The sequence below is a fragment of the Murinocardiopsis flavida genome (assembly GCF_003014485.1).
Lineage (GTDB): Bacteria > Actinomycetota > Actinomycetes > Streptosporangiales > Streptosporangiaceae > Murinocardiopsis > Murinocardiopsis flavida.
Genome location: NZ_PYGA01000021.1, coordinates 105,614 through 129,015, shown reverse-complemented (window position 1 = coordinate 129,015; position 23,402 = coordinate 105,614). Strand labels below are relative to the sequence as shown.

The window sequence follows — 23,402 nt, the reverse complement described above, 5'->3', positions numbered from 1 at the left end:
GCGGTCGGCGTGAATGTCGCAATCCACACCGATACCGGAGGCCCTCTTGTGTCGTGTCGGCTGGGTGGGTGTAACCAACCTCAGTGGTCAGTACACCTAGCACCCGGACAAGGCCCCGCCCCACTGTTGCGGGGTGACGCGTCGGCCCAGGAGGGCGGCGAGCCTGTCGAGCGGTGGAGCGTGGTCGGGGACCGGTTGCGGCGGCGCGAACGGGGCCTGCTCGGGCGGGACGTCGGCGAGCTTGGCGCGGGTGAACTCCAGTTCCCGCTCGACGATCTCGTCGGGGAACCGGGGCTTCCGGCCGGTCGCCCGGGCGAGGTCCCAGCCGTGCACGAGGTCCTCGACAGCGCGCAGGTGTACCGCGGCGACGCCGGGGACGTCGCCGGCAGGGACCCGGAAGACCTGTTCCAGCACGCCCGGCCGCCGGAAGGCGGCGAGCAGCTCCTCGGTGGCGCCCCGGTAGGCGGCACCAGGGTCGTCGCCGAGCATGTCGTCGGCCTTGGGGTCCAAGGCGCCGGGCGCGGCCGCCGCCTCGCCGCGAAGGATGCCCGTGAACAGGCGGTGCCCGATGACCATGTGGTTGACCAGGTCGCGGACCTCCCACTCCGGGCAGGGAGTAGTGTCGCGCCACTGGTCGTGCCGGACGCCGGCGACCAGATCGGCGACGGTTGCCAGGACCTCGGTGAGGTCCTCGATGGGCGACGGGTTGGCGGTGCCGTTCACGGTTGTTCCTCTCTGTCGGGGTGGTATCCCTTGGTTCAATCGGTTCAATCGGTTCGTTCGCGTGTTGGGACACCGCCGCCGTCCGGAATGGAACGGTCCCGGCCGGATGAGTCGATGATCTTTCTGCGCACGTCGATGCGATGGGGGTACGGCCCGGTGACCCAGGACGCGCTGGACCGCGCGCTGACCGGCGATGAACACGCGTTCCGCGAGCTCACCGACCCCTATCGGCGCGAGCTGCTGGTGCATTGCTACCGGATGCTCGGGTCGCTCACCGACGCCGAGGACACGCTTCAGGAGACGCTGATAGCAGCGTGGCGCGGGCTGAGCGGTTTCGCCGGCCGGGCGTCACTGCGGGCATGGCTCTATCGCATCGCCACCAACCGCTGCCTCAACGCGCTGCGCGACGCCGGGCGGCGCCGGCCCGCCGAGCCCACGCCGCCGTTCGATCCTCCCGAGCCCACCCGCCGCAGCGCGGTGACCTGGCTCCAGCCCTATCCGGACACGCTGCTGGAGCAGGTCGCCGACAGGATGCCCGGGCCTGAGGCGCGCTACCAGTCCAAAGAGGCGGTCGAGCTGGCGTTCATCGCCGGCGTGCAGCACCTGCCGCCCCGGCAGGCCGCCGCCCTCGTGCTGCGCGATGTGCTCGGCTATTCCACCGCGGAGGTCGCGGACATGCTGGGTACCACCACGACCGCGGTCAAGGGCGCCGTCCAGCGCGCCCGCGCACAACTGCGGAACCACACCATCGACCCCGAACGCACGGCGCCGCCCGACTCGCCGCACGAGCGGGACCTGGCCGCGCGCTTCGCCGAAGCGTTCACCACCGGTGACACCGACGGCGTCATCACGCTCCTGACCGACGACGCGTGGCTGGCCATGCCGCCGGCACCGCACGAGTACCATGGCCCGGCGGCGATCGCGGCCTTCCTCACCACGTTCACCACGTGGCGCGGGCCTCGCCGCTTCCGCCTGGTCCCCACCCGCGCCAACACCCAGCCGGCGTTCGGCTGCTATCTCACCGGCCCCGACGAGTCGACCGCGCACCCGGCCGGGATACTCGTCCTCACCCTGCGAACGGACCGGATCAGATCCATCACGTGGTTTCTCGGCGACCTGACGCACCCCTTCGGCCTGCCCGAGACGATCGGCTGAACCACCGCGTCTCCGCAGCCCGCCGCGGAGCCCTGGGCGATGCCTCCACCGCGGGCCGGCAAGGACACTTCGCCGGCGCGGCGATGCGGGTGCCGCCGCTCCTAAACTCGGGGCATGAACCAGATGGGGCACCGTGCGCGCCGTCCTGCCCGCGTCACGATCAAGGACGTCGCGGCGGCCGCCGGTGTGTCACCGTCCACGGTTTCCCACGCGTTCTCCGGTCGCCGCGCGATCAGCGAGGAGACCAAGGAGCGGGTGTTCGCCGCCGCCACCCGACTGGGCTACAGCGCGGATCCGAACGCCCGATCCATGCGCACCGGCCGCTCCGAGATGATCGGCCTGGTCCTGCGGCCCCGGTTCGCGGCCACCGGGGCGCCGGAGAGTTCGGAGACCTTCAACCGCCTCTCCGGGAGCGTCGCCACGGAGTGCCTGCGCCGCGGGATCGGCCTCGTCCACGTTCCCGACCCCACCCGTGCCGACCACGCGGCGGTCCCGATGGACGGCTGCATCATCGCCCACCCCTACGCGAGCGACCCGATGATCGACGTCCTCGCGGCCCGGGGCGTCCCCATCGTCTGCGCCGACCCCGACCCCGACCGGCCGGACCTCCCGTGGACCGTGGGAGTCGACTACCGCACGGGGATGCGGGAGGTCTTCGACTCGCTGGGCGCCGGTTCCGGGGAGCGCGTGTGGCTCCTGCCCGGGTCCGAGGACAACGCGTGGAACCGGGAGGCCGGGCGGGTGTACGCGCAGTGGTGCCGCGAGAGGGCCATCACGCCGCAGGTGCACGTTCTCAGCGAGAGCCTCTCGGCCGCCGAGACGGAGGAGACCGTCTCCCGGCTGATCGCGGACCACCGGGCGCCCGCGGCCCTCGTCTATTCGTTGAGCAAGTCCACCGCATCCGTGCTGCGGGCACTGTCCGCCGCGGGGCTGAGCGCACCGGACGACATCCGGCTCGCGACGCTCACCGACTCGTCGTTCTCCCGTGCCGCGCGGCCGCCGATCACCTCCCTCGACCTCAACCACGAAGGGCTCGCGTCCGCGGCGGTCGCGCTCATGATCGCGCAGCTCTCCGGCGCGGAGCCGCCGAGCAGACCCGGGCTCGTCGTCCCGGTTCTGAACGAGCGGGAATCGACTCGGCGCAGCTAGGGACCCCGCGGCCCCTATTGACGTGACGGCGGCCACGGGGCACACTCGGCGGAATCAAATCGATTTGACGATCGTGGTTCCACCCCCCTCGAGAGAGGCCCCGCCATGCCAGCTGATGCCGCGTCCCAGCAGGACCAGCAGGTCCCGCAGCATCCGCGGGCGCTCGAACCCGGAACGCTCGTCCTGACGATCGTTCTCGCGGCTGTCGGCGCGTTCATCGGGATCCACCTCATCACCCAGCTCGGCATCTCCACCCACACCTCCGTCATCGGCGCGCTCATCGCGATGCTGATCGGGCGTCTCGGGTTCCTGGGCCTGGGGAGGTTCCGCAGCGTGCACCGGCAGAACCTCGCACAGACGGCGATCTCCGCCGGCACCTTCGGGGCCGCGAACGCGCTCATCGTCCCGCTGGCGATCACGTGGGCCTTCGGCCGTCCGGACCTCATCTGGCCGATGCTCATGGGCGCGGCGGGCGGGCTGTTCGTCGACGCGTGGATCCTCTACCGCACGTTCGGGTCGAAGTTCCTCTCCGCGCACGGCGCGTGGCCGCCCGGGGTCGCCGCCGCGGAGGCGATCAAGGCCGGCGACCAAGGCGGCCGTCGCGCGGCGGTCCTGCTGGGCGGCGGCGTGGTCGGGTTCGTCCTCGCCTGGTTCGGCCTCTCCGCGTCGGCGGCCGGCGTGGCTCTCATCGGCAACGTCGTCGCGCTGCTCATGTTCGGCCTCGGGCTGCTCGTGGCGCAGTATTACGGTCTGGTCCCGGGGCTCGCGGACTTCTCCCTCGCCGACAACTACATCCCGCACGGGATCATGATCGGGGCGGGGATGGTCGCCCTCGTCCAGGTGGGCTTCATCCTCGCCGACCGCCGGAAGGGTGTCCCGCACCAGGCGCCGACGGATCCCGACCCCTCCCTGCGGGACACCGTGGCCCCGAACCAACTGGGCAAGGGGCTGGGCTCGGGATTCGCGCTGTTCATCGCCATCGCGGTCCTGCTCGCGTTCGCCTCCGGGCTGTGGGTGGAGATGTCCGTGCCCGCCCTGATCGGCTGGGTCCTCTTCGCCGCGGTCGCGGCATTCGTGAGCGAGCTGATCGTGGGACTGGCGGCGATGCACGCGGGCTGGTTCCCGGCCACGGCCATCACGCTGATCTTCCTGATGCTCGGGCTCCTCCTGGGCTTCCCGCCCGAGCCGCTGCTCGTGCTGGTGGGGTACACCGCGGCGACCGGCCCCGCGTTCGCGGACATGGGCTACGACTTCAAGACCGGGTGGATCCTTCGCCGGGTCCACTCGCGCCACCCCGGGTACGCGCACTACGAGCGCTCCGGCCGGAAACAGCAGTACTACTCCGCGATGATCGGTTTCGTCGTGGCCCTGGGCATGGTCGCGCTGCTCTGGCAGCCCTACTTCGAGGCGGGCCGGATCCCGCCGGTCGCTGAGGTCTTCGCGGACACCATCAAGGTGGGGCTCACCAACAGTGAGGCGCTTCAGAACATGGCGCTGTGGGGCCTGTTGGGCGCGGTGCTCCAGGTGGCGGGCGGCGCCAGGCGGCAGATGGGGGTCATGCTCGCCACCGGCCTGCTCATCGCTGCACCGTACGCGGGATGGCTGGTACTGGGCGCGATCGCGCTCAGGATCGCCGTGGTGCGGATCAGGGGCGAGCAGGCCGAGGAGAGCCTTCAGCTTGTGGGCGCGGGGATCATCACCGGCGACGCGTTCGCCTCACTGGGACAGATATTCCGCTAGCGCCCGACGGGGCGGGGCCGCCGAACGCGCCTCCCCCCGCACCCGAACGCGGCACCGAGAACTAGGAAAGTGGCAGCCGAATGAAGGCAGGAACACGGATCTCCGTCGACGTCGGAGGCACGTTCACGGATGTGGTGCGACTCGACCCGGCGACGGGCGCGCTGCGGTTCGAGAAGGTGCCGACCACTCCGCAGTCCCCCAAGAAGGGCGTGCTCAACGCCTTCGACAAGGCGGAGACCGCGATCCACGAGGTGGAGACGTTCAACCACGGTTCCACACTGGGGCTGAACTCCCTGCTGACCCGGACCGGGGCGCGAATCGCGGTGGTCGGCACGCAGGGGTTCCGCGACGTGTACCTGCTGGGCCGTGCCGGCAGCCGGGTCATGTACGACATCACGTTCCGCAAGCCGCAGGCGCTCGTCCGCCGCCGCGACACCTTCGAGGTCGCCGAGCGCACCCTGTACGACGGCACACTGCGCTCCGCCCTCGACCGGGACGGCGCGCTCCGGGTCGCCCGCGAGATCGCGGCGGGCGGGTACCAGGGTGTCGCGGTCGGGTTCCTGCACTCGTACGCCAACCCGGCGAACGAGGTCGCGATGGGGGAGATCCTGCGCGAGGTCGCGCCGGAGGTCGAGGTGACCCTGTCCCACCAGCTCTCCCGCGAGTACCGGGAGTACGAGCGCACGAGCACCGCCGTGCTGGACGCCTACATCAAGCCGATCATGCGCCGATACCTCACCGAACTGCGCGAGGATCTGCGGGCTGCGGACTTCGACGGCCGGTTCCTCATGTCCCGTTCCGGAGGAGGGGCGATGACCGCCGTCGCGGCCGCCGAACAGCCCGTCAACCTGATCCTGTCCGGGCCGGCGGGCGGTGTGGTGGGCGCGGCGGCGCTGTCGAAGGAACTGGGCGAACCGAACGTCATCACGATCGACATGGGCGGGACGAGCCTGGACGCCTCGCTCGTCCTCGATCACGAACCGGTCCTGTACCAGGGCGCCGCCTTCGAAGGGCTGCCCATCAACACGCCGTCGCTCTACATCCACACAATCGGCGCCGGCGGCGGATCGCTGATCTCCCTCGACAAGGCCGGTGCACTGCACGTGGGGCCGCAGAGCGCGGGCGCGGACCCGGGGCCGGCCGCCTACGGGCGCGGCGGTGAACGGGCCACCTTCACGGATGCCGCCGTCGTCATGGGGTACATGGGCGCCGATCTCGCCCTGGGCGGGGACCTCGTCCTGGACGAGGAGAGGGCGCGACGGGCACTGGCCCCCGTGGCGGGGCGGCTGTCGATGACGCCGGAGCAGCTGGCCCGCGGCGCCGTCCAGATCGCGAACATGAAGATCGTGGGAGCGGTCCGGGCGATCACGGTGGACCTGGGGCGCGACCCGCAGGACTTCGCCCTCATGTCGTTCGGCGGCGGGGGCGGGCTCGTCGCCGTCGACGTCGCGCGCGAACTGCGGATCCCCCGGGTGATCGTCCCTCCCGGCCAGGGTGCGTTCTCGGCACTGGGCATGCTCATGGCCGATGTCCAGCACGACTTCGCCCGGACCGCGGTGCGGGCGCTGGACTCCCTCGATCAGGGGTTCTTCGAGTCGACCTACGAGGGCATGGAGGTCGAAGGGGGAGAGGCGCTCCGCGGCGAAGGGTTCGCACCCCGCGCTTGGGCCTTCCACCGGTCCGTGGACGTGCGCTACCAGGGGCAGGAGCACGCCGTGAACGTGCCGTATCCGCGGGACGGGCAGGACGTCACCGCGGCGATCGCGGCGGATTTCGCGGTGCTGCACCGGCGCATGTACGGCCACACCATGACCGACCCCGTCGAGGTGACGACGCTCCGGGTCAACGCGGTGGGCGTGGTGGACAAGCCCGCCTGGCCGGCGGCGCGGCCGCGCGAGGGCGGTACGGCGGAGCCGGTGCTCACGCGGACCGTCCACGGGGGCGAGGAGCCCGGGAAGTACCCGGTGTACACCCGGGAGACCCTGCACGCCGGTGACGAGATCCCCGGCCCCGCGATCATCGCCGAGCACACCGCGACCACCGTCCTGCACACCGGGGACACACTCCGCGTGGGCGGGCTGGGCGAGCTCGTCATCACCATCGGCGCACAAGGAGCCTGAGCCATGAGCAACCCCGTCACCCTCGAGGTCATCCGCTACGCCCTGATCGCGAGCGCGGACGAGATGGCGCGCAACCTGTGCCGGACCGCCTACAACACCGTCGTGTACGAGATCCACGACTACGGGATCGGCCTGCACGACGCGGTCGGCGACGTGGTCGCGGACTCGCCCGGGCTGGCCATCTCGACCGGCGCGAACGACTACGGGATCAAGAGGTCGGTCGAGTTCCTGGGCATCGACGCCATGCGTGAGGGCGACGTCTTCATCCTCAACTACCCGTACTGGTCCTCGGCGCACACCCTCGACCCCCTCGTCTTCGCCCCCGTCCACCACGACGGGGAGGTCATCGGCTTCTCCTCGTGCCGCGTGCACGTGCTCGACCTCAAGCAGAAGAACGCCGGCTACGTCCTCGACTCGACGGACGCCTACGAGGAGGGGATCGTGTTCCCCGCCGGCCGGCTGTACCGGGAGGGTGAGCCCAACGACGACGTCCTCAACGTCATCCGCTTCAACTCGCGGATGCCCGAGCGCACGCTGGGCGACGTCCAGGCCCAGGTCTCCGCGTGCTGGAGCGGCATGCAGCGGATGCGGGAACTCGCGGCCAAGTACGGCGCCGATGTGCTGCGCGAGGCGATGGCCGACATCCAGGCCCACGGGGAACGCCTGGCCCGGCTGGCCCTTGCGGAGCTGCCCCGGGGCACCTGGACGGCCGAGGACTTCGTGGACAGCGACGGCATCGACCTCGACACCCCGCTGAAGCTCAGGGCGACGGTGACGGTCACGGACGAGGAGATGGTGATCGACTGGACCGGCAGCGAGACGGACGTGAAGGGCCCGTTCAACCTGCCCGTGGGCAAGACACTCGCCCTGTCCGGCCTGGTCTTCAAGTCGCTCACCACCCCGGACTCGCCGGTGGCCGCGGGGAACTTCGCGCCTTTGCGCGTGGTCACGGAGCCGGGATCGATCATGCACGCGCTCGACCCGATGCCCACCTTCACCCAGTGGACCGGGATCCTCGCCGGAGAGGTCGTCCTCAAGGCACTCGCCCAGGGGATGCCGGACCGCATCCCGGCGTGCTCCGGCGGGGACGTCTCCTCGATGATGGGGTGGGGCACGGACCCGCGGACCGGCCAGGCGTGGCTGGAGGCGACCAACGAGGCGATCGGCTACGGCGCGCACCGGGCCGACGACGGGGAGGACGGCATCATGCACCTCACACAGCCGGGCTGCCGCAACAACCCGGTCGAGGTCCTGGAGACGAAGGCGCCCCTGTTCATCGAGTCCTACGGCTACGTGCCCGATTCCGGCGGAGCGGGCCTGCACCGCGGTGGGGTGGGTGTGCACCGCCACTACCGCTTCGAGGCCGACTCCACGGGCATCTGCCTCGTGTCGAAGACGAAGTCGGCGCCCTGGGCGCTCGAGGGCGGGCAGGCGGGCCGGCCGGCGCGCATCGTCCTCGACGAGGGGACCGAGGACGAGGTGGTCACGCGGGGCGGGACCTATCCGCGGCCGGCGGGGACGCGGCTCAACAACTACACCGGGGGCGGCGGCGGCTACGGTGATCCGCTGGCACGCGAACCGCGGCGCGTACTCGACGACGTGCTCGACGGCTACCTGTCCAGAAGGGCCGCCGCATCGGACTACGGGGTGGTGCTGACCGGCGTCGCCGGGGGCGACGCGACGGCTGCCGGACCCACTGCGGCGGTCGACGCCGAGGAGACGACGCGCGCCCGTGCGGAGCTGCGGCGGACGCGCGGGCAGGAGCCGACCGCCGACCCGGAGGAGGCGCCGGGGCACGGCCGGGGCCAGGGGCGCGAAGCCGCGCGGGCGGGTGGCGCATGACGGCACGCGGACCGCGCGTGGGAGGTGCGGAGCCGGCCGTGCTCCGCAACGGCCGCTTCCTTGACCCCGAGACCGGCACGGCGACAGAGGGCGACATGCGCATCGAGAACGGTGCGATCGCGGAGGTCGGCGACGTGGGCGCGGCCGGGGGCGGCGCCGGTTCCGTCCTGGACCTCGGCGGCGCGACGGTGATCCCCGGGCTGATCGACGCGCATTTCCACGCGTACGCCGCCGGAATGGGCGGGATCATGATGGCCACGCGCACCAAGAGCTTCGTGGTGATCAACGGAGTGAACCGGCTCACCGCCGCGCTGCGGCGCGGGTTCACGACGGTGCGCGATGTGGCCGGCGGGGACATCGGATTGCGGGAGGCGATCGACCGCGGAATGGTGAGCGCGCCCAACTACCTCTTCAGTGGGAGGGTGCTCAGCCAGACGGGTGGGCACGGGGACGTGCGGCCCGCCGAGCACGATCTCCACGCCGGCTGCGATCACACGCACGAGGTGGTCGACGGCGTCGACGATCTGCGGCGAGCGGTGCGGGAGCGGTTGCGCACGGGATCGCACGTCATCAAGATCATGGCCTCGGGCGGGGTGATCTCGCCGACGGATCCGCTGGCGGTGCCGCAGTATTCGGCCGAAGAGATCGCGGTGGTGTGCGAGGAGGCGGGCAGGCGCGGCAGCTATGTGGCCGCGCACGCGTACTCCGCGGAGGCCGTGGTGCACGCGGTGACCAACGGTGTGCGCTCGGTGGAGCACGGGAACCTCATCGATGCGGAGGCGGCGCGGGTGATGGCGTCGCACGGGGCGTACCTCGTGCCGACGCTGGCCGCGTACGACGCGATGCATCGCCGGGGCGAGGCGGCAGGGCTTTCATCCGTGGGGCGTGCGAAGAACGCCGAGGTGCTCTCGGCCGGCCGGGACGCGATCCGGCTGGCACGGGAGGCCGGCGTGCGCGTGGGATTCGGGACGGATCTCATGGGGGACCTGGAGGACGAGCAGTTGAGCGGGATCGAGTTGCAGGCCCAGGTGCTCGAACCGCTTGAGCTCCTGCGGGCGATGACCGTGGTCAACGCCTCCTTGATCAGGGACCCGGGGCGCGGCCACCTGGCTGTGGGCAGCCCGGCGGACCTGGTGGCACTGCGCGCGGACCCGTTGCGGGACGTGAGCGTGCTGTGGGACCGGTCGCGCCCGAGAGTGGTGGTGAAGGCCGGCGCGGTCGTGTGGGACGAGCGGACGCGCAGCGACGACCGGCGGGCGGAGTGAATGCTTTTCACCGTGATTCCCGGTGCCGACGCAATGCTCGTCGCGGAGTGGCTGAAGGAACCGCAGTAGAGGAACGCGTGATCGGTGCCGCCTGAGGATCGTTGCCGGTCGGCAACGGACACCTGACGGGGATCCGGCGCATCGGTCGCCGGGTACCGCGTCTGTTCAGAGCGCTCGCCGGGCCGCGTCGATGACGCCGTCGATCGCGGCACCGATGCGTCGCGCGGCCTGCTCGGGATCGGGCCGGCCGGCGTCCAGCCACGCGATGACCCCCTCGGTCGCCACGTTCAGCACGACCTGGGTGGCCCACCGCGCCCACGCCTCGTCGGCGATGAGCCGGGTGAGATTGCGGTAGGCGATCTCGGCCGATGCTGCGGTGAGGCCGTCGGTCAGGTCGCGGAACTCCGGCTCCCTGGCGGCGTAGCGGAACAGCAGCCGGAACCCGTCAGGGTCCGCGGAGGCCGCGTGCAGCAGCGCGGGGATGCTCTGCGCGGTGAAGTCGTCGTCGCCCACCCGCTCGGTCAGCCGCACGCACGCCCGATCCAGCACGGCCCGGTACATCGCGGCCTTGGAGTCGAAGTGGCGATACAGGATCACCCGGCTGATCGCTGCTTCGCCCGCGATGTCGTCCAGGCTCGTTCCGCTGTAGCCGCTGCTGGCGAAGGCCCGGGTGGCGGCGGCCAGGATCTGCTCGCGCCGTTGGGCACGTGCCATCCGGCGCACGGGCCCGGCCGGTTCGGTCCCCGATTCGTCATGAGCCATCCACACCCCACTTGTTTCCTTGAGAGTGTACATCTAGTTTTGTCTACTCAAGGATAAACAAGTTGACCTCGGAGGCCGCCGTGACCGCTCGCCTGCCCTTTGCCCAGGACCATCCCGCGCAGCCCCCGTGGGAGCTGCGCGCCTTGCAGGACGCGGGGCCCGTCCACCGCGTGCGCACCCGAACCGGCGATGCCGCCTGGCTGGTCACCGGGTACCCCGAGGTGCGCGCCCTGCTGGACGACCCGCGCCTGGGCCGGTCCCACCCCGACCCCGCCAACGCGGCCCGCTCCGGCGCCTCCGCCCTGTTCGGCGGGCCCCAGGGGGACTTCGCCACGGAGCACGCCGAGCACGCCCGGATGCGCTCCCTGCTGCGACCGCACTTCACCCCCAAGCGCATGCGCGCACTGCGCCCCCGCGTCGAGGAACTCACCGCCGGCCTCCTGGACGACCTGGCCCGGCACGGGTCACCGGGCGACCTGAACGCCGCACTGGCGGTCCCGCTGCCGATCCTGGTGATCTGCGAACTCCTCGGCGTGCCCTACGGCGACCGCGAGGAGTTCCGGGCCTGGACCGCGGCGGCCGCCGACGTCACCGACCAGGCCCGCTCCGAACAGGGGCTGGCCGACCTGTTCGACTACGGCACGCGCCTGGTGGCCGACAAGCGCCGCAGCCCCGGCGAGGACGTCATCTCCGCGCTCGCCGCCACGGACGGGATCGGCGACGACGAGGCCGCGATGCTGTCCATGGCGCTGCTGTTCGCCGGGCACGAGACGACCGTCGTGCAGATCGGCATGGGCGCCCTTCTGCTGCTCACCCACCCCGACCAGTGGCGCCGCCTCGCCGAGTACCCGCAGGCCGCCGACGCCGCGGTCGAGGAGGTCCTGCGGGCCCCCGGTAAGAACACCGGGGGCATCCCCCGCTACGCCCGCACCGACATCGACCTGGCCGGCGTGACCATCGCCGCCGGGGAGCTGGTGATGTGCGACACCGGCGCCGCCAACCACGACCCCGGCGTCTTCGACGACCCCGACCGCTTCGACACCGAACGCCGCGCCGCCGCCCACCTGAGTTTCGGCCACGGCGCCCGGTACTGCATCGGCGCCCCGCTCGCCCGCATCGAACTCAGCGCCGTACTCTCCCGCCTGCCCGCCCGGTTCCCCAGCATGGAATTGGCCGCGGCCCTCGACGAACTCCACACCCGCGCCGACACCCTCACCGGTGGCCTCGTCGCGCTCCCGGTCCGCTGGTGACCGCCACAGCGGCGAACCTGCGCCGCCCCGGCAGGCCCGTGTCACCACGGGTGTCCGGGATCACAGAGGAATTCCCGGACCCGCCGATGGGTGGGTGTCCGGATCCGGTGCCCGGCCCCGTTCTCATTGTGAAGGGTGCCACCGGGGCGTCCGGCGAAAGAGGGGAACCCTGATGAAGTACATGATCCTGGCCTACGGCTCGCAGCAGGACTACGACTCGCTCGCCGGAAAGGACGGAGCGGGCGCCTCCGCCGAGGAACCGGCCGAGATCGACGCGTTCCTGAGCGGTTTCACCGGTGATCTGGCCGCCTCGGGGGAACTGGTCGATGCGCAGGGCCTGGCCGCGCCGGTACTGGCCCGCCGGGTGCACCTGCGCGACGGCGTGCAGGTCGTCACCGACGGCCCGTTCGCCGAGACCGAGGAGGTCGCCGCCGGCTACTGGATCGTCGACTGCGTCAGTTTCGACCGCGCCACCGAGATCGCCGCCCGGCTGATTCAGGCCCCGGGGCCGCCGGCCGACGCCGGAGTGGTGATCCGTCCGGTCATGGGGTCGGAGAACGACACCGACGACATCTGACCGGCACCATGGGCGACGAATCCGCCGAGGAGGTGCTGCGGCGCCTCGCCCCGCAGGTCCTGGGCGCACTCGTGCGGCGCTACGGCCGTTTCGACTCCAGCGAGGACGCCGTCCAGGAGGCGCTTCTGGTCGCCGCGCAGCGCTGGCGCGACAACGGTGTCCCGGAGCGGCCGTACGCCTGGCTGCTCCGGGTCGCCTCGCGCAAGCTGACCGATCTGCTGCGCACCGAGCAGGCCCGGCGGCGGCGCGAGGCCGCGGCCGCCGGCCGAAGGCTGCCGGAGGACTGGGTCAACGCGCCCGCCGACGCGGCGAAGGACGATGGGGACGACACCCTGATCCTGCTCACCCTGTGCTGCCACCCGTCCCTGTCACCGCCGTCGCAGATCGCGCTGATGCTGCGCGCCGTGGGCGGGCTGACCACCGCCGAGATCGCCAGGGCCTTCCTCACCTCGGAGTCCGCCATGACCCGGCGGATCTCGCGGGCCAAGCGCACGGTCCAGGACAGCGGGGTGCCGTTCCGGATGCCGCCCGAAGCCGAACGCCCGCGACGACTCGACGCGGTCCTGCACGTGCTGTACCTGATCTTCACCGAGGGCTACGCCGCGACGACAGGACCGGACCTGCATCGGACCGCCATGGCCGCGGAGGCGATCCGGCTGGCCGAGATCACCGCCGCGCTCCTGCCGGACGACAGTGAGGCGACCGGGCTGCTGGCCTTGATGCTGCTCACCGACGCACGCACCCCGGCCCGGATCACCGGGCACGGCGAACTGGTCCCGCTGCGCGAGCAGGACCGGACGCTGTGGAAGGCCGAATCGATCCGGCGCGGCGTGGAACTGCTCACCCGGGCGCTGCCCCGCGGTCCGGTCGGCCCGTACCAGTTGCAGGCCGCCATCGCCGCGATCCACGACGAGGCGCCGAGCCCCGAGGCCACCGACTGGCCGCAGATCGTCGCCCTCTACCGCCTCCTGATGCAGGTCTCCCCGAGTCCCGTCGTCCGGTTGAACCACGCCGTCGCCGTGGCGATGGCCGAAGGGCCCGCCGCGGGTCTGGCGCTGCTCGACGCCCTGGACGACCCGCGCCTCGCCCAGGACCGCCGGCCGCACGCGGCCCGCGCCCACCTCCTGGAGATGGCAGGAGAACACGGCGCTGCGAAGGCCGCCTACACCCGGGCCGCCGAACTCGCCACCAACCTCCACCACGTGCGCTACCTGACCAACCGCGCGCAACGCCTCGGAGAACACCCACCGACGTGAGGACGTGAAATGACCACTCATGCGGAAATCCACCCGTTCCGGATCGCGATTCCCGAGGAGGACCTGGCCGACCTGCGGCACCGGCTCGATCGGATCCGCTGGGCCCCGGAGCCGCGCGGCGGCGACACGGGCTACGGCGTACCGGTCGCCAGGGTGCGTGAACTGGTCGAGCACTGGCGCCACCACTATGACTGGCGCCACTGGGAGAACCGGCTCAACGCGCACCCGCAGTACACGACGACCATCGACGGCACGAACGTCCACTTCCTGCGCGTCCGCTCGCCGGAGCCGCACGCGCTGCCGTTGGTGCTCAGCCACGGCTGGCCCGGCTCCGTCACGGAGTACCTGGACGTGGCCGGCCCGCTCAGCGACCCGCGCCGGCATGGACTCGACCCGTCGATCGCCTTCGATCTCGTGGTGCCATCGCTGCCCGGCTCCGGCTTCTCCGGTCCGACGACCGACACCGGCTGGGGCCCTCGGCGGATCGCCAAGGCGTGGGCGGTGCTGATGCGACGCCTCGGCTACGACCGGTACGGCGCGGCCGGCAACGACTGGGGCTCGGGGATCGCGGTCGAACTCGGCAGGGAGGCCCCGGAACGCGTGGTCGGTGCGCATGTGACCCAGACCTGGGACCCGCCGCCGGACGACGACCCGAAATGGGTGGCGGAGCTGGGGCCGAAGGACAAGGCGGCGTGGGACGCCTTCCAGAACTACGTCGACAACGAAGCCGCCTACGGGGTCGTGCAGGCCCAGCAGCCGCAGACCCTCGCGCATGCGCTGGCCGACTCACCCGTCGGGCTGCTGGGGTGGAACGCGCAGGCCATGCACGAGCACGGCCTGGACAACGACGCCATCCTCACCCATGTCACGATCCACTGGCTCACCGGCACCGCCGGCTCGGCCATCCGGATCTACGCCGAGCACGCGCGGGAGGAGCCCGCCACCGGCCCCAGCACCGTCCCGCTCGGGGTCGCGCAGTTCCCGGGCGACCTGCCGTCGATCCGGGTCTTCTCCGAACACCACCACGACATCGCGTCCTGGAACGAGTACGACCGCGGCGGGCACTACGCCGCCCAGGACGCGCCGGACCTGCTGGTGCACGATATCCGCGGGTTCTTCACGGGTGTGGCGCCGGACTGAGCCCGGCCGTGCCGCGGGGCGGCCGGGCCTGTGGGCGGGCGGCCGCTCTGCTCAGGCCGCCGCTGCGTCGTCTGAAGGGGCGGGACCGCGCCAGAGGTCGGGACGCGCCCTGTGCAGCGCGTCGGCCAGGCGGCGCAGGTCGCGCCGCATCTGCCGGCCCGGGCCGCCGAAGCGCACCCGGTATCCGCCGGGATCGGCTCCTTCGGACGTGCCGCCCCGCACGTAGCCGCAGGCGGCGAAGAGCGGCAGGCCGGGCACTGGCCGGTGCAGGTGGACGTCGACCGCGGCGCCCGCGCCGTGTGCGGCACCGGGCGTCGCCCGGAACAGGGCTGCGCCCGCGTCGACCGCCCGCACGTCCGCCCAGCCGATGCGGGTGGCCGTGCCGCCGAACCACCACACGGGGCGCTCGACCACCGTGAGCCCGGCGTCGTCGACCGCGACCGCGCGGCGGATGAGGGTCCGCGGGATCCCGAAGGTGTACACGGCGCTGAGCGTCGCGAACAGCAGCACGCACACCGACAGGGCGATCGTCAGGTTCCGGGTGCCCGGCTGCCACAGCGCCGCGGCCAGTCCGTGCCCCTCGTCGAGATGGTCCGGCACGACAAGGGTGAACAGAGGCATGGCGAAGAGGACGCAGAAGACCCCGACCCCCACGAGGGTCCAGAAGCGGAACTCCAGGTCGCTCACCCTGCGGGGCGGGACGCAGCGCAGGCGTATCGACCGTGCGCGTCCGAAAGGCGGGGGGAGGCGCATGAGATGGTCCCTCCAACGGGGCGGAGGCGGATCCGGCCGGCACGGGCCGGGCGGGACCGTCGCCCGGCCGGGGAGACCGCGGCAGGACCTGATCTTCGCCGACATCGCCCCCTGTCCACAACACGTCCGGCGACGCCTCCCGGGTCCGCGACGCCGCCTCGGATCGTGGGTCGTGCATGAGGATGGCGAGAAGAGGCGGCCATCGGATCGCCGCACCGGCGGACCGGATGGCGGAGTGCGGCGCCCCAATATCGTGGATCGCGGGGCCTGGAGGCGCCCGGCGGCACGCCGACCACCATCACCCGCATGCCGCCTCCCCGCAGACCGCTGCCGACCGCGGCCGCATCACCACAGGAGGCGTATGACGATGATCCGTACCCTGGACCTGCGCGTCGCCGTCGACCCCCATTCCGACATCGACCCGGCACCGGACATCACCGCCGCCCTCGACACCGACCCGGTCCGCGACCCCCGCTACCGGTGGTGGAGCCACGGGCACGGCACCGCGCCCAGTACCACCCTCAGCTACGACCCGGGCAGTCTGGCCGCCCCCGCCGTCCGCGAGTGGGCCGGATCCGCCGGGCACCCCGCCGGGTGGGAGATGCGGCTGCGCCCCGCAACCGGGGGCACGCCCATCACCTGCGCACTCACCCGCCTCGGAGCGCTCCACGGTGCCGACCGCGACAGCGTCCTCGACTCCATCGCCGGCCACATCACCGCCCACGGCGAAGGCGCGGCGCTGGTGGTGTTCGGCGACTTCACCACCGGCGACACCGACCGGCTCGCCGCCCGGGTGCCGCTGCGGCCCGCCGGCCCCGGCGACAACCGCGTCCTTGTGACCGACGCGATCACCGTCACCGCCCACGATCCCCACCGCGGGACGGCCGACCTGCGCGTCCGTTCACGACGCGACATGATCAAAGACCGGACGTGGACCCAGGTCGGCGCGGAGGTCGTGCGGCGCCGCTGGTGGTACCAGCCGGAACGAGCGTCCCGGGTGCGATGCGAGAGCCACGCCGAGGCCCAGCGGAAACTCCACGACGACCCGATGGGCGGCGGCACCATCGCACTCGAGTACGTCGTGCAGAACCCCGACGGCCGCCGGATCGAGGCACGCACCAGCGGCACCAGCAGCACGGCAGGAGTCCGCCGCGGGGACCGGGTGCTCGGTTGCCGGTTCCTCGTCGTGGAGGACCGCGGCACCCGCACGACCCGGTTCGAAACCGCGGCCGAGGCGCTGCGCAGCGCTTGGGCGTGGGGCGCCGAATACGTGGCCGAGGAACTCACCATCGGCCGCGACGGCGGCGCGGCGGTGACCGTCCCCGGCGACAAAGTGCGGCTCCACGATGCCTGACGCTCCGCGGCCGACGGCCGTCCGCAATTCGACCCGTATCGACAGGCGTGGACGTATCCCACCGTGCAGTTATTGAGAATGTAAAAAAGAGAAAGGCAAGGAGAAAAAATCTCCTTGCCTTTCTCAAGGTATAGCGCATGGGGGGCCTTGCGGCAAGCCCCTGGGGGAGGCGCACAATCATCGGTCGAGGCCCCATCGCGCGAAAGCAGGGGGGCACGAGGGTCGACGGGGATGGAGACGCCGGTGATTCGATCGGCCGCCGCAGTGCAACGAAGCACGGCTTCCCAGGAGGTAGCGCAATGATCGAGCAGTACGTGGTGGATCTCCAGGAGGCAGACGAGTTTCAGGCCGCGGTCGTCGGCGGCAAGGGCGCGCACCTGGGCGGGTTGTCGCGGATCGACGGCATCCGCGTGCCGGCCGGCTTCTGCGTGACGACGGACGCCTTCCGGCGGATCATGGCGGAAGCACCGTCGGTCGGCGATCCGCTCGATCGGCTTTCGCGCACGGACCCGGACGACAGGGACGCGATCCGCACGCTCAGCGCACAGGTCCGCAGGACCATCGAGGGGACCGCCGTCCCGGATGAGCTCGCAGCGGCGATCGCCCGCGCACTCGCCCGGTCCGGCGAGCACGCCGCCTACGCCGTCCGGTCCAGCGCGACGGCGGAGGACCTGCCGACGGCCTCCTTCGCCGGCCAGCAGGACACGTATTTGAACATCGCGGGGCATGCGGCGATCCTCCGGCACATCAGCCGGTGCTGGGCCTCGCTGTTCACCGAGCGGGCCGTGACCTACCGCCGGCGCAACGGCATCGACCACCGCACGGTCCACATGGCCGTGGTCGTGCAGCGGATGGTCTTCCCGCACGCGGCCGGGATCCTGTTCACGGCCGACCCCGTCACGGGAAACCGGAAGGTCGCCACCGTGGACGCCGGCTTCGGTCTCGGCGAGGCCCTGGTCTCCGGCCTGGTGAACCCGGACGTGTTCACGGTGCGAGACGGCGAGGTCGTCGCCAAGGCGATCGCCGCCAAGCAGCGCGCCGTTCACGCCCTGCCGGCGGGCGGTACACAGGACGTGGCGATCGGCGCGCGGCAGCAGGAGCAGCCGGCGCTGACGGACGTGCAGGCCGTGCGTCTCGTGGGGCTCGGCCGGCGGATCGAAGCGCACTTCGGCCGCCCGCAGGACATCGAATGGTGCCTGGCCGATGACGGCTTCCACATCGTGCAGAGCCGGCCGATCACGACGCTGTTCCCCGTCCCTGAGGCCGATGACCAGGAGAACCACGTCTACGTCTCCGTGGGGCATCAGCAGATGATGACCGACCCCATGAAGCCACTGGGGCTGTCCATGTGGCGGCTGACGGCCATGGTGCCGATGCACGAGGCCGCCGGGAGGCTGTTCGTCGACGTCACCAGCCGCCTGGCCGCGCCCGCGAGCCGCGCCGGCCTGCTGGACGCCATGGGGAAAGGCGATCCCCTGGTCAGGGACGCGCTGGAGACCGTCCTCGACCGCGACGACTTCGTCCCGTCACACCCGGACGCGGACCCCGGCGGGCCCCCGGCCGGTGGCGCGCCGTCCCCGATCGAGACCGATCCGGCCATCAAGACCGATCCGGCCATCGTCGCCGAGCTGATCGAGCGCAGCCGGGCGTCCATCGCCGCCTTGGAGCGCGACATCCAGACGTTGAGCGGGCCGGCGCTGTTCGACTTCCTGCTGGAGGCATTCGAGGAGCACAAGCGCGTCCTCGGTGACCCGCTGAGCCTCCAGGCGATCATGGCGGGGATGGAGGCCACGTGGTGGCTCAACGACAAGTTGCAGGAGTGGCTGGGCGAGAAGAACGCGGCCGACACGCTCACGCTGTCCGCCCCCGACAACATCACGTCGGAGATGGGACTGGCGCTGCTCGACGTCGCGGACGTGATCCGCCCGCGGCCGGAGGTGGTGGCGTTCCTCCAGGGCGTCCGGGGCGTCCGGGGCGTCCGGGGCGTCCAGGGGGTCCAGGGCCTCCAGGGCTTCGAGGACGACGACTTCCTCGACGCGCTGGCGAAGCTCGCGGGCGGGACCGAGGCGCGCGACGCCATAGAGGCCTACCTCGACCGGTACGGCATGCGCTGCGTCGGCGAGATCGACATCACGAGGCCGCGCTGGCGCGAGCGCCCCGCCACGCTCGTGCCCGTGATCCTCGACAACGTCGAGAACTTCGAGCCGGGCGCCGCCGAGCGGCGCTTCGAGCAGGGGCGGCAGAAGGCGCAGCAGAAGGAACGGGACGTGCTGTCACGCTTGCGTGCCCTGCCGGACGGGGACAGCAGGGCCGACGCGGCCAAGCGGATGATCGACCAGGTCAGAGCCTTCATCGGGTACCGGGAGTACCCGAAGTACGGCATCATCAGCCGCTACTTCGTCTACAAGCGGGCCCTGCTGGCGGAGGCCGGTCGCCTCGTGCAGGCCGGCGTGCTCGCGGAGCAGGAGGACATCTTCTACCTCACCTTCCAGGAACTCCACGACGCCGTGCGCTCGAACCGGGTGGACGACCGGCTCATCCCGCAGCGCAAGGACGCGTTCCGGTCGTACCGCGCGCTCACACCGCCCCGGGTGCTCACCTCGGACGGTGAGGCCGTCAACGGGGCGTACCGGCGCGCCGACGTGCCGGCCGGAGCCCTGGTCGGCCTGGCCGTGTCCGCCGGGACCGTCGAGGGACGGGCCCGCGTCGTCCTGGACATGGCGGACGCCGACCTCGACGCGGACGACATCCTGGTCACGGCCTTCACGGACCCCAGTTGGTCGCCGCTGTTCGTCGGAATCGCGGGCCTGGTGACGGAGGTGGGCGGACTGATGACCCACGGCGCGGTGATCGCCAGGGAGTACGGCCTGCCGGCCGTCGTGGGGGTGGAGCAGGCCACCCGGCGGATCCGCGACGGGCAGCGGATCCGCGTACACGGAACCGACGGCTACGTCGAGATCCTGCCATGACCGCCCGCGCAGAGAAGCGGCGGCCCGCCAAGCGGCGGATCCCGCGATCGCGGGATGCGACACGTGAAACCCGCCCGCTACCGAGCGGCGCCGGCGGCCGGGACCTGCCATCCCGTGAAACGCGTGGTGCGAGCCGAGGCGAAGCTCGACTCGCACGAGATCCCCCGGCGGAGTCGCTCAGCAACTGGCGATGCGCGGCCGGGAGAGGCGTTCGGCGGACTGCATGAGCCCTAGGACCTCGTCGTAGTCAGGGGCCCGGACGATGGCCGAGCCGATCAGGGAACTCAGCGCCTCCTCCGGGGGCAGGACCACGTCGGCGCCGATCTCCTTCTCCATCGTGAAGTGCTCGATTCCGGCCAGGCCGAGTACGTCGTTCAACCCCTCGAAGCCGTGGAACACCCCGGGTTCGGTGGCGAGGATGTAGCGGCCGCCTGCGTAGAGGGACCGCGTCGGGGTCATGTGCGGCGCCTCACCCGTAGCCACACGCACCGCGTTCGCGTGGAAGGGGATGCCGGTGCTGGCGGGAATCAGGTGCGATGTGATGTATCCGCCACCGGGGCGGGCACCGATTTCGAGCATGCGGGCGGTGCCGTCGTCCAAGACGCGGCAGTCCAGGTGGAACGCGCAGTTGTCCAGCCCGATGCGCGTCACTACCGCGTCGGTGAGCGCACGGACCGCCCTCTGCTCGGCGTCGCCGAGGCGCGAGGGGTGGACCGCCTGGTACTCGGAGAACACATCGGGTGTCACCCACTTGTCGGTGATACCGGCGATGGACATCCTGCCTTGGTAGACGAATCCGTGGACCGAGTGCTCGGTGCCGCCGAGGCGCTCCTCGTACACGAATTCACCGGGATACTCGCCGAAGTAGGGGTCGCACCGTTCCAGTGCCGTCAGCCGGGTGGCCGTGGCGTACAGCTCGGACAGGTCGCAGCCGTGATCCACGGTCAGGATGGCCTTGCTTCCGGCGGCGCCCGCGGGTTTGAGTACTGCGGGCGCACCGATTTCCCGGGACGCCGTTCGCAGGTCTTCCAGGCTGCGGACGAGGCGGAAGTCGGGAATCAGGTCGGGCCGGTCCTTGAGGGCCTGGCGCATCGAGTGCTTGTTCCTGGCGCGGTGCGCCGCTTCCGGGCTCGGTCCGGGCCAGCCGAATTTCTGGGCGATGGCCGCTGCGAGTTCCACGTAAAGCTCCGACCAGGTAATGACACCCTGGGCGTTCGTCCGGTCGGCCAGCCGCAGTGCGGCCTCCATCGCTTGAGCGCGGTCGCTCATATCGACGATCTCGATGTCGTCCAGGGCAGCCGAGGAGAACAGAGGTGGGGCCGATGACAGGAGTGCCACCTTGTAGCCGGCTTCCAATGCTCCGAATGCCGCGGGGATCACCTCGGCAGGGAGGAATCGGGTTCCGGCGAAGATTACCGAGCGACTGGTCATGGTGGGACAGGTACCCCTGGGCCCCCGGCCGCACACCTTGCATTTATCCGACGTCGCCCACATTTCGGCACACATGGTGCAGTGACGCATGGGGACGGAGTGTCCTGGTGTCTATTGCTGGCCCCTTCTGCGCCTGACGTTCAAATAGGCCACCCTTTTCGATCCCTCGGGCTTCGCCGCACACCTTGCATTTCTCCGATGTGACCCATATCGTGCTTTAGCGCATGGGGAAGAAGTTTCCTCGCGTCCATTGCCGACCCCTTCTACGCCTGACGTCGAGATCAACCACCCCTTTCCGGCACCGCGACCTTCGCCGCACACCTGTTTCTTTCATGTGCGCGCGGTCGTCACCGGCGAGACGGAGGGTTCATGAACGAGAAGGCAGCGCCTGGTGGCGGCGGACCGACCAATGGTCCGCTGCCGCCAGGGATTCCCGACGGTTTCTCGGGCCCTATCGACCGGACGGCGCAATTCGAGTCGGTCAACGGGCAAACGGGCGAGAACATGCGCGCCGAGGCGCCACGGCCGCGCAAGCGGGACACGGACGGCGGGGATCCGGCGAGGAGTCGGGAATTCGATCTGCTGGGCATCGGACTCGGCCCGTTCAACCTCAGCACCGCCTGCCTGGCGACCTCTGTTCCGCAAATGCGCACCCATTTCCTGGAGCAGCGGGCCGACAACAGATGGCACCCGCGCGTCCTCTTCCCCGAGTCGGACCTGCAAGTGTCATTCCTCAAGGACCTCGTGTCCTTGGTGGAGCCCACCAATCGCTTCAGCTTCCTCAACTTCCTTGTGCACACCGGACGCATCCACCGTTTCGCCAGCACGCCGCAGGTCCCGGTGCCGCGCTGGGAGTTCGCCCGGTACTACGCATGGGCGGCCGGGCAGTTGGCCAACGCCGAATTCAGCCGTGGCGTGACGCACGTGCAGTTCCTCTCGGATTCCTTTCACGTGCACACCGAACAAGGGGTGTACACCGCACGGAACCTATCCGTCGGAGCGGGACTGGTCCCGTCGATCCCCGCTTGCGCGAAATCGCACGTCGGACCCCGGGTCCTGCATTCTTCCGACTTTCTCGCGGCGCGTGAACGCATGGTCGGCCAGCATGTCGCAGTAGTCGGCGGGGGGCAGAGCGGCGCGGAGATATTCTCGCATCTGCTGGATCGGCCGCCCGCGCGGCGGCCGGCCTCCATCACGTGGATCACCAGACGGAACACATTCGCGTGCATGGACGACTCCGCATTCACCAACGAATTCTTCCATCCGGACTATGTCCGTTACTTTCACCAACTGGCCCCGGAGCGGCGCCATGACCTCCTGAGCCGGCAGCAATTGGCCAGCGACGGGATCTCGACCGCTCTGCTTCAGCACATATATCGCCGGTTGTACGAGAACGACTTCGCCGACCCCGACCCCATCCGCTACCGGTTGCTGCCGGGGAACGCCCTGCGCGACATGAGCCCGCAGGGAACCGGCTGGCACCTGGGGCTGCTGCATCAGGACTCCGGGACCCGGGGCGGGTCCATCGTCGACACTGTCGTACTCGCCACGGGCTACGAGTTCGCGCTGCCCGACTTCCTCGCTCCGCTGGCGGACCGGCTTCCCGACCCCAGCCCGCTGGGTCTCCCGCTGCGGGACGACTACTCGGTGCCCTGGGCAGGCCCCGACCGCAACCGGATCTTCTTCCTCAACGCGGGACGCCACTCGCACGGAATCGCCGATCCCAACCTGAGCCTGGCGTCCTGGCGGGCCGCGCATATCCTCAACTCCCTGGTCGGGACGGCTCATTTTCGAACCGGAGGACGGACGTCGACCTGTGAATGGCCGGGCCTGCACACCGCGAACGAGACCACCGCGGTGGACGGCGCCTACCTGGACGTGACGGTGCCCGCGGAAGGGCGGCGGGGCTGACGTGG

The 23,402-nt window shown here is 71.0% G+C and carries 17 protein-coding genes; 13 read left to right on the top strand and 4 right to left on the bottom strand.

The genetic code is table 11. From position 1 onward, the window contains the following. Positions 1 to 96: 96 nt before the first annotated feature. Positions 97 to 723, bottom strand: a complete 627-nt coding sequence (locus CLV63_RS25540; protein ID WP_211301464.1) for a TIGR03086 family metal-binding protein — start codon at positions 721 to 723, stop codon at positions 97 to 99. A gap of 114 nt (positions 724 to 837) precedes the next feature. Here CLV63_RS25540 and CLV63_RS25535 point away from each other — a divergent pair, with 114 nt between their 5' ends. The 6 genes from CLV63_RS25535 to CLV63_RS25510 all read left to right on the top strand — a co-directional run bounded on the left by CLV63_RS25535 (position 838) and on the right by CLV63_RS25510 (position 9,994). Further along, on the top strand, positions 838 to 1,878 hold the full coding sequence (locus CLV63_RS25535) for an RNA polymerase subunit sigma-70 (RefSeq protein ID WP_245929048.1): 1,041 nt from the start codon (positions 838 to 840) through the stop codon (positions 1,876 to 1,878). A gap of 114 nt (positions 1,879 to 1,992) precedes the next feature. Further along, complete coding sequence (locus CLV63_RS25530) at positions 1,993 to 3,027, top strand: LacI family DNA-binding transcriptional regulator (protein WP_211301463.1); 1,035 nt, start codon at positions 1,993 to 1,995, stop codon at positions 3,025 to 3,027. Between the two features lie 105 nt (positions 3,028 to 3,132). Continuing rightward, complete coding sequence (locus CLV63_RS25525) at positions 3,133 to 4,767, top strand: OPT/YSL family transporter (protein WP_106585746.1); 1,635 nt, start codon at positions 3,133 to 3,135, stop codon at positions 4,765 to 4,767. An 80-nt stretch (positions 4,768 to 4,847) separates the two neighbouring features. Next, positions 4,848 to 6,887: a hydantoinase/oxoprolinase family protein gene (locus CLV63_RS25520; protein WP_106585745.1), complete on the top strand. Its 2,040-nt coding sequence runs from the start codon at positions 4,848 to 4,850 to the stop codon at positions 6,885 to 6,887. 3 nt (positions 6,888 to 6,890) lie between these two features. Then, positions 6,891 to 8,729 carry a hydantoinase B/oxoprolinase family protein gene (locus CLV63_RS25515; protein ID WP_106585744.1) on the top strand — a complete coding sequence of 613 codons (1,839 nt, stop codon included), beginning with the start codon at positions 6,891 to 6,893 and terminating at the stop codon, positions 8,727 to 8,729. Positions 8,730 to 8,824: 95 nt separating this feature from the next. Then, positions 8,825 to 9,994: a metal-dependent hydrolase family protein gene (locus CLV63_RS25510; RefSeq protein ID WP_106585763.1), complete on the top strand. Its 1,170-nt coding sequence runs from the start codon at positions 8,825 to 8,827 to the stop codon at positions 9,992 to 9,994. 165 nt (positions 9,995 to 10,159) lie between these two features. On the opposite strand, the gene CLV63_RS25505 is transcribed toward CLV63_RS25510, so the two are convergent. Beyond that, a complete protein-coding gene (locus tag CLV63_RS25505; RefSeq protein WP_106585762.1) occupies positions 10,160 to 10,756 on the bottom strand; it encodes a TetR/AcrR family transcriptional regulator in 597 nt (198 codons plus the stop codon). An 80-nt stretch (positions 10,757 to 10,836) separates the two neighbouring features. Between CLV63_RS25505 and CLV63_RS25500 the strand changes: the two genes are divergently transcribed. From CLV63_RS25500 to CLV63_RS25485, 4 genes are all read left to right on the top strand, one after another. Further along, positions 10,837 to 12,006: a cytochrome P450 gene (locus CLV63_RS25500; RefSeq protein WP_106585761.1), complete on the top strand. Its 1,170-nt coding sequence runs from the start codon at positions 10,837 to 10,839 to the stop codon at positions 12,004 to 12,006. Between the two features lie 172 nt (positions 12,007 to 12,178). After that, positions 12,179 to 12,583 carry a YciI family protein gene (locus CLV63_RS25495; protein WP_106585743.1) on the top strand — a complete coding sequence of 135 codons (405 nt, stop codon included), beginning with the start codon at positions 12,179 to 12,181 and terminating at the stop codon, positions 12,581 to 12,583. An 8-nt stretch (positions 12,584 to 12,591) separates the two neighbouring features. Further along, complete coding sequence (locus CLV63_RS25490; RefSeq protein WP_106585742.1) at positions 12,592 to 13,839, top strand: RNA polymerase sigma factor; 1,248 nt, start codon at positions 12,592 to 12,594, stop codon at positions 13,837 to 13,839. 9 nt (positions 13,840 to 13,848) lie between these two features. Further along, entirely contained in the window at positions 13,849 to 14,979 is a 1,131-nt protein-coding gene (locus CLV63_RS25485) for an epoxide hydrolase family protein (protein ID WP_106585741.1), read from the top strand. Positions 14,980 to 15,030: 51 nt separating this feature from the next. Here the strand turns inward: CLV63_RS25485 and CLV63_RS25480 are convergent, their stop codons facing one another. Further along, positions 15,031 to 15,666: a hypothetical protein gene (locus tag CLV63_RS25480; RefSeq protein ID WP_106585740.1), complete on the bottom strand. Its 636-nt coding sequence runs from the start codon at positions 15,664 to 15,666 to the stop codon at positions 15,031 to 15,033. A 427-nt stretch (positions 15,667 to 16,093) separates the two neighbouring features. Between CLV63_RS25480 and CLV63_RS25475 the strand changes: the two genes are divergently transcribed. Both CLV63_RS25475 and rph read left to right on the top strand, forming a co-directional pair. Further along, on the top strand, positions 16,094 to 17,086 hold the full coding sequence (locus CLV63_RS25475; protein WP_106585739.1) for a hypothetical protein: 993 nt from the start codon (positions 16,094 to 16,096) through the stop codon (positions 17,084 to 17,086). A 299-nt stretch (positions 17,087 to 17,385) separates the two neighbouring features. Next, positions 17,386 to 20,055: a rifamycin-inactivating phosphotransferase gene (gene rph / locus CLV63_RS25470; protein ID WP_106585738.1), complete on the top strand. Its 2,670-nt coding sequence runs from the start codon at positions 17,386 to 17,388 to the stop codon at positions 20,053 to 20,055. 177 nt (positions 20,056 to 20,232) lie between these two features. Here the strand turns inward: rph and CLV63_RS25465 are convergent, their stop codons facing one another. Beyond that, on the bottom strand, positions 20,233 to 21,393 hold the full coding sequence (locus tag CLV63_RS25465; RefSeq protein WP_211301461.1) for an ATP-grasp domain-containing protein: 1,161 nt from the start codon (positions 21,391 to 21,393) through the stop codon (positions 20,233 to 20,235). 462 nt (positions 21,394 to 21,855) lie between these two features. Between CLV63_RS25465 and CLV63_RS25460 the strand changes: the two genes are divergently transcribed. Further along, positions 21,856 to 23,397: a lysine N(6)-hydroxylase/L-ornithine N(5)-oxygenase family protein gene (locus tag CLV63_RS25460; protein WP_106585736.1), complete on the top strand. Its 1,542-nt coding sequence runs from the start codon at positions 21,856 to 21,858 to the stop codon at positions 23,395 to 23,397. Positions 23,398 to 23,402: the final 5 nt, after the last annotated feature.

Coding starts and splice junctions, on each gene's coding strand:
- CLV63_RS25515 (WP_106585744.1), top strand. CDS start 6,891: ATGAGCAACCCCGTCACCCTCGAGGTCATCCGCTACGCCCTGATCGCG.
- CLV63_RS25530 (WP_211301463.1), top strand. CDS start 1,993: ATGAACCAGATGGGGCACCGTGCGCGCCGTCCTGCCCGCGTCACGATC.
- CLV63_RS25475 (WP_106585739.1), top strand. CDS start 16,094: ATGACGATGATCCGTACCCTGGACCTGCGCGTCGCCGTCGACCCCCAT.
- CLV63_RS25525 (WP_106585746.1), top strand. CDS start 3,133: ATGCCAGCTGATGCCGCGTCCCAGCAGGACCAGCAGGTCCCGCAGCAT.
- CLV63_RS25495 (WP_106585743.1), top strand. CDS start 12,179: ATGAAGTACATGATCCTGGCCTACGGCTCGCAGCAGGACTACGACTCG.
- CLV63_RS25460 (WP_106585736.1), top strand. CDS start 21,856: ATGAACGAGAAGGCAGCGCCTGGTGGCGGCGGACCGACCAATGGTCCG.
- CLV63_RS25485 (WP_106585741.1), top strand. CDS start 13,849: ATGACCACTCATGCGGAAATCCACCCGTTCCGGATCGCGATTCCCGAG.
- CLV63_RS25535 (WP_245929048.1), top strand. CDS start 838: ATGATCTTTCTGCGCACGTCGATGCGATGGGGGTACGGCCCGGTGACC.
- rph (WP_106585738.1), top strand. CDS start 17,386: ATGATCGAGCAGTACGTGGTGGATCTCCAGGAGGCAGACGAGTTTCAG.
- CLV63_RS25520 (WP_106585745.1), top strand. CDS start 4,848: ATGAAGGCAGGAACACGGATCTCCGTCGACGTCGGAGGCACGTTCACG.
- CLV63_RS25490 (WP_106585742.1), top strand. CDS start 12,592: ATGGGCGACGAATCCGCCGAGGAGGTGCTGCGGCGCCTCGCCCCGCAG.
- CLV63_RS25505 (WP_106585762.1), bottom strand. CDS start 10,756: ATGGCTCATGACGAATCGGGGACCGAACCGGCCGGGCCCGTGCGCCGG.
- CLV63_RS25510 (WP_106585763.1), top strand. CDS start 8,825: ATGCGCATCGAGAACGGTGCGATCGCGGAGGTCGGCGACGTGGGCGCG.